This window comes from Bacteroides sp. AF25-5LB (assembly GCF_003602965.1).
GTDB lineage: Bacteria > Bacteroidota > Bacteroidia > Bacteroidales > Bacteroidaceae > Bacteroides > Bacteroides uniformis.
The window spans coordinates 71,840-81,133 of the sequence record NZ_QTMC01000020.1 but is presented as its reverse complement, the minus strand read 5'-3'; the positions used below and the strand labels follow the sequence as shown (position 1 = coordinate 81,133).

The 9,294-nt window shown below is 50.0% G+C and carries 6 protein-coding genes and 1 pseudogene; 1 reads left to right on the top strand and 6 read right to left on the bottom strand.

Annotated features, from left to right (window positions below; translation table 11 throughout):
- The 5 genes and pseudogenes from DWY57_RS18070 to DWY57_RS21115 form a co-directional block, all read right to left on the bottom strand.
- Positions 1–1,720, bottom strand: a 1,720-nt coding sequence (locus tag DWY57_RS18070) for a DUF6443 domain-containing protein (RefSeq protein ID WP_243634721.1), incomplete at its 3' end; no start/stop codon positions are given.
- Positions 1,721–1,732: 12 nt separating this feature from the next.
- On the bottom strand, positions 1,733–3,760 hold the full coding sequence (locus DWY57_RS18065; protein WP_119962196.1) for a hypothetical protein: 2,028 nt from the start codon (positions 3,758–3,760) through the stop codon (positions 1,733–1,735).
- Positions 3,761–3,934: 174 nt separating this feature from the next.
- A complete protein-coding gene (locus DWY57_RS20975) occupies positions 3,935–4,036 on the bottom strand; it encodes a smalltalk protein (protein WP_005825315.1) in 102 nt (33 codons plus the stop codon).
- Between the two features lie 122 nt (positions 4,037–4,158).
- Positions 4,159–4,582, bottom strand: a pseudogene (locus DWY57_RS18060) (N-acetylmuramoyl-L-alanine amidase).
- Positions 4,583–4,697: 115 nt separating this feature from the next.
- Entirely contained in the window at positions 4,698–4,910 is a 213-nt protein-coding gene (locus DWY57_RS21115) for a hypothetical protein (protein ID WP_171030469.1), read from the bottom strand.
- A gap of 97 nt (positions 4,911–5,007) precedes the next feature.
- Here DWY57_RS21115 and DWY57_RS18050 point away from each other — a divergent pair, with 97 nt between their 5' ends.
- Positions 5,008–6,972: an ATP-binding protein gene (locus DWY57_RS18050; RefSeq protein ID WP_119962195.1), complete on the top strand. Its 1,965-nt coding sequence runs from the start codon at positions 5,008–5,010 to the stop codon at positions 6,970–6,972.
- On the opposite strand, the gene DWY57_RS18045 is transcribed toward DWY57_RS18050, so the two are convergent.
- Positions 6,962–9,193: a TonB-dependent receptor gene (locus tag DWY57_RS18045; RefSeq protein WP_119962194.1), complete on the bottom strand. Its 2,232-nt coding sequence runs from the start codon at positions 9,191–9,193 to the stop codon at positions 6,962–6,964. The two genes, DWY57_RS18050 and DWY57_RS18045, sit on opposite strands and share 11 nt — an antisense overlap.
- Positions 9,194–9,294: the final 101 nt, after the last annotated feature.

Here is a 9,294-nt window from a genome sequence, read left to right as displayed (position 1 = left end):
CGTTTCCGGTGTTATAATACAGATTCTGCGTGAACTTGCTTCCGCTGACCCCCGTCAGCCAGTTGCGGATGTTGTAAGCATAGGTCTGCTTGTTGACGGCACTGCCATGCAGCGACTTCGACTGTAGACGCCCCAGGTCGTCATAGACATTGTTCACGAGCGTAACCTCTCCCAAAGCATCCAGCTTGTGCTTCACCGTCAATAACCGGCCTGCATGGTCATAGGAATATGTACGGACCTCCGTACGGACAGCCTTGCCTTGGGCAGTATGAACATGGCGCAACCTGGTAGGCTGGCCGGTAAAGTTATAGGCCGTGTATTTCGTTTCCTTGCCTCCCAGGGAATTGGAACCTTGCCGCTGGACAGGCCGTGAACGGCGGTCATAATACACCACACTGTAAAGCTGTCCGGCGCCGTCCCCGGCCAAGCCCGTCACGCTGCCCGTAAGCATTCCCCGGGCATCGGATTTGGTGCCGTATCCGGAGGACTCCATGGAACTGTCGTAGGCATAGGCAGGAAAACCGTTCTTGCCAAGAAAGTCATAGTTGTCGTAGTAGTTCACAGTGAGCAGCCTGCTTCCGGAAAGTTCACGGACGGTTCCACCCACTTTCACGGCATATCCCTTATAACTTCCGCTGCCCGTGAACTCCGCTTCTACCGGACTTCCGACCACCGGCAGGGTGTCCGAGCAGAGCCCGGAAAGCACTGTACGGCCCAGAGCGTCGGGAATGGTGAAGCGCCATCTGCCTTGTCCCTTCAGGTTGCCGTCCTGCACGAAAATCAGACGGTCGGCCTTGTCGTAGACATAGCGCACGGCATCACAGCCGGGCAGCTTCCTCCACACGCACCGGTCACGGCTGTCGTACCGATAGCAATAGGCCAGTGCATCCAGCTTGTCTTGTGAGATTCCCTCGTCCCGGATGCGCGGGGGAAGGACGAAGCGGAGATTGCCCCGGTTGTCGTAGACGTAGTAGGTGTCGTGGTTGTCGCTTCCAATGACCCAGCGCTGCAATACCATACGTCCCAGCTTGTCGGTAAACAGGTAGGAAACGTTCCCGTCCTCGTCCGTGGTGCATACCACACTGAGCTCTCCCGAAGCATAGCTGCCGGATTGCACCAATGCAGTGCCGCTCCCGACACCCCCTACCTTGTAGCGGATGCAGTCAAGCCGGTTGTCGCCCGTCCTGTTGGTCAGGTAGCTTGTCTGCACACGCTTCCGGTTGTCGTGCCACAGCTGGCCGGCACCATACTCCTCACAGACGCGTCGGTGTATGGGTTCCTCATAGGAAGACATGCCATAAGGAGCGGTGTCGCCGTAGTTCGTCCGTGCCTGTGCCGTGACAGAGGAGGGGGCGGTATATGCCCCGCCCGCACTGAAAGCCACCGGCAGCCAGTGCTTTTCCGGCACATCAAGGGAAGCGTACTCCTGCATGCTTATCAGATCCTTTCCCGCAGGCGAAGTGCGGTATTCCACCTGCTGCGCCGGGCGTCCCAATCCATCCATGTAACAGATGGAAACCTGCACGTTGCCGCTTTCGTAATTGCTGATTGTCCCGTTGTTGCAAGCCACGGAGGAAACCCCGTTGCGGGGAGTGAGCGTAGCCACATAATTCTTGTCCTTGCTGAACGAGACCGTTGCCGGACCGGAGCTTTGAGACTGCATTTCCAAAGAGATGCCCAAAGCGAATATCAATAGTATATATCTTAAAATCTTATTCATAGCCATGTTGTTTTAGGGATTGACATAATTATATTCATAGGATTGAAGCACTTTTCTGGACAGTCCTTCCAGCATCCAGACTTCTGACAGGCGGCCGAAGTTGTCGTATCCGTAGTAAGTGGTTGTTCCTGCCGGAGAAGTTTCTGTCAGCAACCCCACCTGGGGTTTATAGGTATAGGTGGTGACATGCGCCTTGCCCAATTTCGTCCTCAGTCCGTCTATCAGTGCCGTATCGGGACTGGAAGAGGAGGACAGTGATTCGGGAGCGGTGCCCAGGGCTGCCTTTACCTCTTCATACGTGGCATTCACGATTTTTGCCACCGGGTACATGCCTTGGTAGCTCCATAGGAAAACCATGTTTCCGGTTCCATCGGCAGAGACATACAGAGGATTGCCGTAGCTGTCGTATTTGTGGCGCTGGCTGGCAGACAATACCACCTCTTGTACGCGGTACATCAAATCTTTTTTATAGGGGTCTTGTTCAAAATCATTTGTCTTGTATACATTCGATTCATAGGTGAATTCCGCCGTTCCCCCCGTCGGATATGTCACCCACCTCAACTGGAATGCTTGTGCGAATGCCGGAGTGGGTTCGCGATCGGCACTGCCTCCATGTTCCAAAATGACCGAATCAGACTTTTGATTGCTGTTACAGCAATAGGCAGGAATCAGACTTTTGTTGGCCGCACCATTATAATATCCCCAATGATCACGAGCTTCCGACAACTTGGTGGGTAGAGCGGCTTCGTTGTAGGAAAAGGAATAGACTTCCGGTGAAGCCACATTGCTTGCCGTATGTTTGAGTCCGGTCAGTTTCAGTCTTTTGGTATTCCAATCTTTCGTAAACATCTTGTTGTTCCATGTGGAGTTGTAATAAGCGCTGTTAGGCAGCCTGCGATTCAGTTCGTCAAGGGTAGGCACATCGAAGCCAGTGTTGGCATTGGAAACAAAATATCCCTGAATCAACTCCCACTTGCTCAGATTGTTGCCCGCAGCGTCGTTGATGCGAACAGCCGACAAGCGCACTTCCGAACTGTAGTCCAACCGGTCTGTGGCATACTCAAAACTAATGCTGCCACCGGGATAACTGATTCTATCCAGATAGGGCACCTTGTAATAAGCCATATCCGCGGTGATATATTGTTCCATCCGACTGTCCTGAATATTGGCAAAAGAAGCCAAATGGAAATCCCTGGTTTTATAGCCGAATGTAACCACTGCTTCGGCCGTTGTCTTTATCCGCGTCAGGTAGAAAGCACTGGAATAGCTTTCTGCACGCGGACAGTCTGTGAAAAACGTCTGTTCAGTCTGTTCAAAACGGTATTCAGTGTCATCGGGGGTGGTCATGACCCAGCCGGCCAGTTTGGGATGGCCCATAGCATCGTTTTCCGTAAGAGGCGTAATCCGCACATTGTCTTCTCTTTCCTTCACTATGTGGCCCGAGTGAGAAAATATGAACTTTCCCGAATATCCCAAGAAGTGATAGTGGAAGACATCAGGAGCCAGTTCCGTACCGCCACAACTGGCATAAGTATCGCTCGTCAAAGCTCTGTACAGCATTTCATGGGTCATACCTTGGGGTAGAGCGAACGGCAAGGAAGTGCCGGCTCCCTGCGTAAGATAAGTGTCGATATGATAGATGCCCGCAATGTCCTGGAGCTGGTTATCCGGGGAGTCATTGAAATAGGCCCACTCGCAGAAGTCCTGATAACGTCCTCTCACGGTATGGGTCACAACTCCGCCGGCATTCAATGTCCAGCCCAGCCCTACCCGAGTGGCCTCCTCATTTACCTTGATGCCCGAGGCATTGTAGGAAAGAGAGACGGGAAAGGAAAAATCTTTCAACTGGACGGTATAGAGGGGGATGGTAATATCCGGTACCCCTGTATAGCCGGACACCGGAAAATGTCCTGCCTTCAGCATGCTTTGTGCATGAGGGGAAGGTGGAGTCACATTAGAGATAAGAATATTGTCTGACTGCGCAAACGTGGCAATTGCACACCATAGGCAGCAAAATAGGATATAAATTGTTCGCTTCATGTTTTTTTGTATTTCCTGATGAGTAAAAGTCTTAAGTTTCGTAAGTCCAATAATTGACTTTCAACAGAGGACTTGCGAAACTTGAACGAATGCTTTCTGTTTTTTTTCATAAAACTGCCCCACTTGGTAGCTTTGTATACCAAGCTGTAAGCGGGGTAGTTGTCATCCGGGAAATCAGAGCGGCATCGCCTGCACCCCCAGCACACTGGCTATGGTAGCGATGATAGTACCCACAATTTTCAGGATGTCTTTCCAAGTTTCTTTACTTATTTTCATGATGTTCTGTGTTTTTAGACCCCTCGTTCCCCTAAAGGGGAAGGAGAATACTCCCGCCAATCCTGCGCGCGCTCAATCTTCAGGACTATCCCCCTCCCCCTTCAGGGAGTCCTAGGGGGGGATTAAAGTTCTTTACTAACCTCGAAGCACGGGCACTGCTTCACCCACTCCCGTGGCTGCACCGTTCCGTCCCCGTCCAAATCCGGACTCAGGTCGCGGTGGCCGCAGACACGGGCATTCCGGAACTGCTTCAGCAGCTGGTGTACCAGCAGCCGGAGTGCCGAACGCTGCTCCGGGGTGCGGGTATCTTTCGGATTCCCCATGGCATCCAGTCCGCCTTCGTAGCAGATGCCGACCGAATACTTGTTGTGGCCGCAGTTCCAGAGAGCGGGCCCCGAGCACAGTGCCGTCGCGCCGGATATAGTAGTGATAGCCCGTCGTGCGGAAGCCGCGACGGCGGTGCTCTGCCTCCAAAGCTTCGGGAGTGAGCGCATGGCCCTCCCGCGTGGCGCTGCAATGCACCACGATGTTGTTGATTTTTCGCATGAATGATGAATAGGGATTAAGAGTTAATGATTAAGAGATGTACGATTTGACGATGTACGATTGGGATTACTCCTCGTATCATAAATGCCTACACAGGCGCGGCTATTTAGCAGTACTAACTCCAATCGTACATCGTCAAATCGTAAATAATTTTATCCCAAAGGATTTTCGCCCTGGTCGCCGTCGTTGCCGCCCGAACCTGCCGTGTCCTGAAGGTCGAAGCGATGGCCATCGTGAAGTTCTCAATAAGGAAGAATATGATGATGTAGAGGGCGGCATTATCACCGGAAATTTCGTAAGAACACTCCTGACAAGAACTATTTAACAAGTAAATAGAGAAATTATGCAAATAAAAAACTTGTAATTTATTCTTTTATCTTATTTTTGCGATGCCATAGGCATAATAATAAGTATCCGGAAAAAACATGCTTATTCCATCCAATAGAACAAAGAGGGAGTGCATTCTTTCAAGGTTATGTTTTCTAGTGCTTTCAGTATGGGTGTCCCTACCTTCCGCAGCACAGAACAATCCCTACAAGATAGACGATGCACTCTACCCCATCTACCAGCGGGCTTCCAAGCAGGCACGCCAGCAGGAGGGGCTGCTGGTGGCCGACACTTTGTATCAACAGGCTCTGAAGCTCGGTGACAAAAAAGCACAATGCCTGGCATACATCATCCCCCTGCAGTTCTATATATCCCAAAAAGATGATAGCAAAATAGAAAAGGCATCCACTGACCTGAAAGAGATTTCACGTGCCAATAACTATCTGCAATATTATTATCACGCTTGGAGCAGCGAAATCATCTACTTCCTGAACCAACAACGCTCATTGCTCGCCTTGCAGAAAGCGGAAAAAATGAAAAAGCAAGCTTTTGCCGACAGATACCCTTACGGTATCTTCAGCTGTATCCGAACCATGGGCCATATCTACAAATCACGCGGAAACTTCGACCTCTCCGCCCAATACTATCAGGAAGCCTTGGACTATATGCTGAAGAATATGCCCGACCAGGATCCCAGCCAACTATACTCAAACCTTGCCGAATATTACCGTAACACCCAAAAAGATTACGCCACCGCACTGGACTATTGCGAAAAAGCCTTGAAGAGCGCTAAAACAGAACGGAACATAGCCCAAGCCATGATAGAGAAATGCTTGATACTGTTCAAGCAGAAACGTATAGATGAATTCAACGACTGTTATAAAGAAGCCGTACAAATGGCAGACCGCTGCAAGCTCTCTGCCAACGTTTCCCTACTGATAGCCCACATCAGCAAGAACATACTGGACAAACAGTATGAGCAGGCCCATGCCCACGCTGACCAATTGTCCGAGAAAGGCTTGCAACAACATGCCTACATTTACGAATGCGCCAAAGACTATCCCAATGCCATCAAATATCTGAAAAAATATTACCAGCAGTTGGATTCGACAAACAATCTGCTGCAACTGTCGGACATCGCCGAACTGAACACCCAGATAGGCGCCGAACGCCTGAAAATAGAAAACATACAGGCCACCTCGCGCTACCGCATCACTCTTTTCAGCATTGTCACCGGCTTTTTACTGTTATCTCTGCTTTTCCTAATGCTCTACCTCCACCGCAAACGTAAAGTCAACCTCGAACTATGCCACAAGAACGAGGAACTTTCCGAAGCGCGCGACCAAGCCGAAGCAGCCAACAAGGCAAAGAGCATCTTCCTGCAGAACATGAGTCACGAAATACGGACACCGCTCAACTCTATCGTGGGCTTCTCACAACTCATCACTTCCCCCGACACGAACCTTTCCCAAGAGGAAAGGCAGGATTTCTGCCATCTCATACAGCACAATTCCGACCTCCTCCTCACACTGGTGGAGGACATCCTCAGCGCAGCCGAGTTGGAAAGCAACAGATACACCATGAAGATAGCGCCGCACAGTTGCAACAAACTCTGCCGGGAAGCCATAACCACCGTTGAACACCGCACGCCCGAAGGCGTGAAGCTCTACTACACCTCCGAAGTGGACGACTGCTACGAACTGAGCACCGACGGGCAACGTGTGTGCCAGATACTCATCAACTTCCTTACCAATGCCGAGAAACACACCACACAAGGCGAAATCCGCCTGCACTGCTCCCTCACAGAGCATCCCGGATACGTCACCTTCTCCGTCACCGATACCGGTACCGGCATTCCCCCGGAATACTCGGAAACCATCTTCGAACGCTTTGAAAAGGCCGACAACTTCGAGCAAGGCACCGGCCTGGGACTCAATATCTGCCGCCTCATCGCCGAACGACTGAAAGGGAAAGTGCTGCTGGACAAGGAGTACAAGGAGGGGGCAAGGTTCGTGTTTGTACTGCCGGTGGAGGAAAAAAATAAGAGTTATCTCAAAACTTGAAAGAATAGGTCAGCGAAGGGACGATGCCATAAAGATACAGTTTATAGATACGCCCGTTTCCTACAGAAAAGTGCCCCTGCCTCCCTGCATAAATAGAGAACACATTTTTCCGGCTATAAGCATTGATGATGGAAAGGCTCAAGCTACGGTCTTGCCTGATACGCCACGTTGCCGAAAAGTCCAACTGGTGGAAAGCCGGGGCACGATAACCATTCCGGTCAGAATAAATATAGACCAGTACATGTTCCGATTCATACTTTCCAACGGGAAGCGTAAGATTCATCCCCGATGCATAGGAGAAAGTGGAAGACAGAGACCAATGTCTGTTCATTTCCCAGTTTACGAACAATTTTAGGTTATGGGGACGGTCGTACACCGGTCGGTACTCCTCTCCTCCTATACGGTTACGCGCACGCGAGAGAGTATAACTAATCCATCCGGTCACGGCTCCTTTATTCTTTGACAAATAGAATTCCAATCCACACCCTCTGGCAGAACCGGTTTCGACTTCATCCTCTATCCGGTCGTTCTGAAAAATATCGGCATTTTTCCTATAATCTACCACATGGTTTGTTCGGCGCATATATGCCTCCAGTGACAATGTATATTCCTTATCAGGGAAATTGTATTCATATCCCAATGCCAGTTGGCGCATGACGGAGGGCTTCAACAGTGCATTGGCAGGCATCCACATGTCCGAGGGGATACCTACTGAAGAGGTGGTAAGCATGTGTATGCTCTGTGCCGCCTGTGTATACGATGCGGAAAACCGGTGCGAGGCATTCGGAATAAAAGAGAGTTCGGCACGGGGTTCGGGCATCACAAATGTCTTGGCTGCATAATAGGTAGAGGCCGGTGCATGCAATACGGACAGCCTAACCCCGGCATTCAGAAGAAAACGGGGCAGGAATTTATAATTTGCCTCGGCATACAATGCCGCATCCCACAAACTCTTGCGCGACATTTCCGAAGGAGTGATGTTAGAATCCTTACCGGACTTGCCCACCTCACCGGGCATCGTAGTGAAATAATGCAGGTTCACCCCTCCCTTCAAGGTCAGCAGATTGTTCTGATACCTCTCCCAATCCGACTTCAACTGATACGACTGCATGTTCGACTTCCACACATATCTCAATCCGTCCGACAACGATTTGTACTTATAATAATAGTTGCTGAAGACAGCGCTTGTATTCACATTTGTCTTATCATTCAGTATATGATTCCAACGTATCGTAGCCGTAGCATTTCCCCAATCCATCCCATAGCCTTTCACCAGCTTGTTGAACACGGTATGGTCGCCTCCGCTATACAAGGAAAAGAACATACGATTTCGAGCATCCAGCGTTCTGTTCACTTTGGCATTGACATCATAAAACCACATCTGCGGTTTCGACGTCAGGTTACTTCCCAACAGTCCGGCTACTACACCCGGATATCCAAACCGGCCGGAAACCAGATAAGACCCCTCTTTCTTCTTCAAAGGTCCCTCCAACAACACTTTCGAGGCTATCAGCCCCAAGCTGGCACTCCGTTCACGTTCCTTGCTGTTACCTTCGCGCATACGCACGTCTATGACGGATGAAGAACGACCGCCATACTTCAGCGGGAAGAACGATTTGTACAAGTTCACCTCACGGATGGCATCGTTGTTGAACACCGAAAAGAAGGACAATACATGACTGGGGTTATAAACTACAGCCTCATCCAGCAAGACCAGATTTCCCCATTGGTTACTACCCCGTACAGAAATATTGTTTGTCCCTTCATTGCCACTCTGCACTCCGGGCAGAAACTGCAATGACTTCATCAAATCCGGTTCCCCTCCCACAGATGGCAATGCTTGTATTTCCTTTGCTTCCAAAGCAAATTGTCCGCTATGCTTGCGGCTTCCCACTATCTCGATACCTTTCAGCCAATAATCATCGGGAGTCAATGCGATATTCACCACCGTATTTCCTGATAAAGTCAAGGTATCTCTCCAAGTAACATACCCCAACATGGAACATTGCAATATACATTCCCCCTTGGGAAGTAATATGGAATAAAGTCCGTAAGCATTGGTTGCCATTCCCGTTCCCGACCTTCGTTCCAGCACATTGGCATCCGAAAGAATCTCACCCGTTTTGGCATCCGTCACACATCCTCGTACAACGGCCTTTTGAGCAACCACTGCCTGACAACTCAAAAACAAAATACAGAAATAAATCAGCAACAGTTTCATTAATTTTATCTTCTTACGATTACAAAAAAGAACGCATCATCTTTCCCCCGTTGCAATACCTTTTTCGGAAACCGCACTCACACGGAAGCAGCCATACGCCC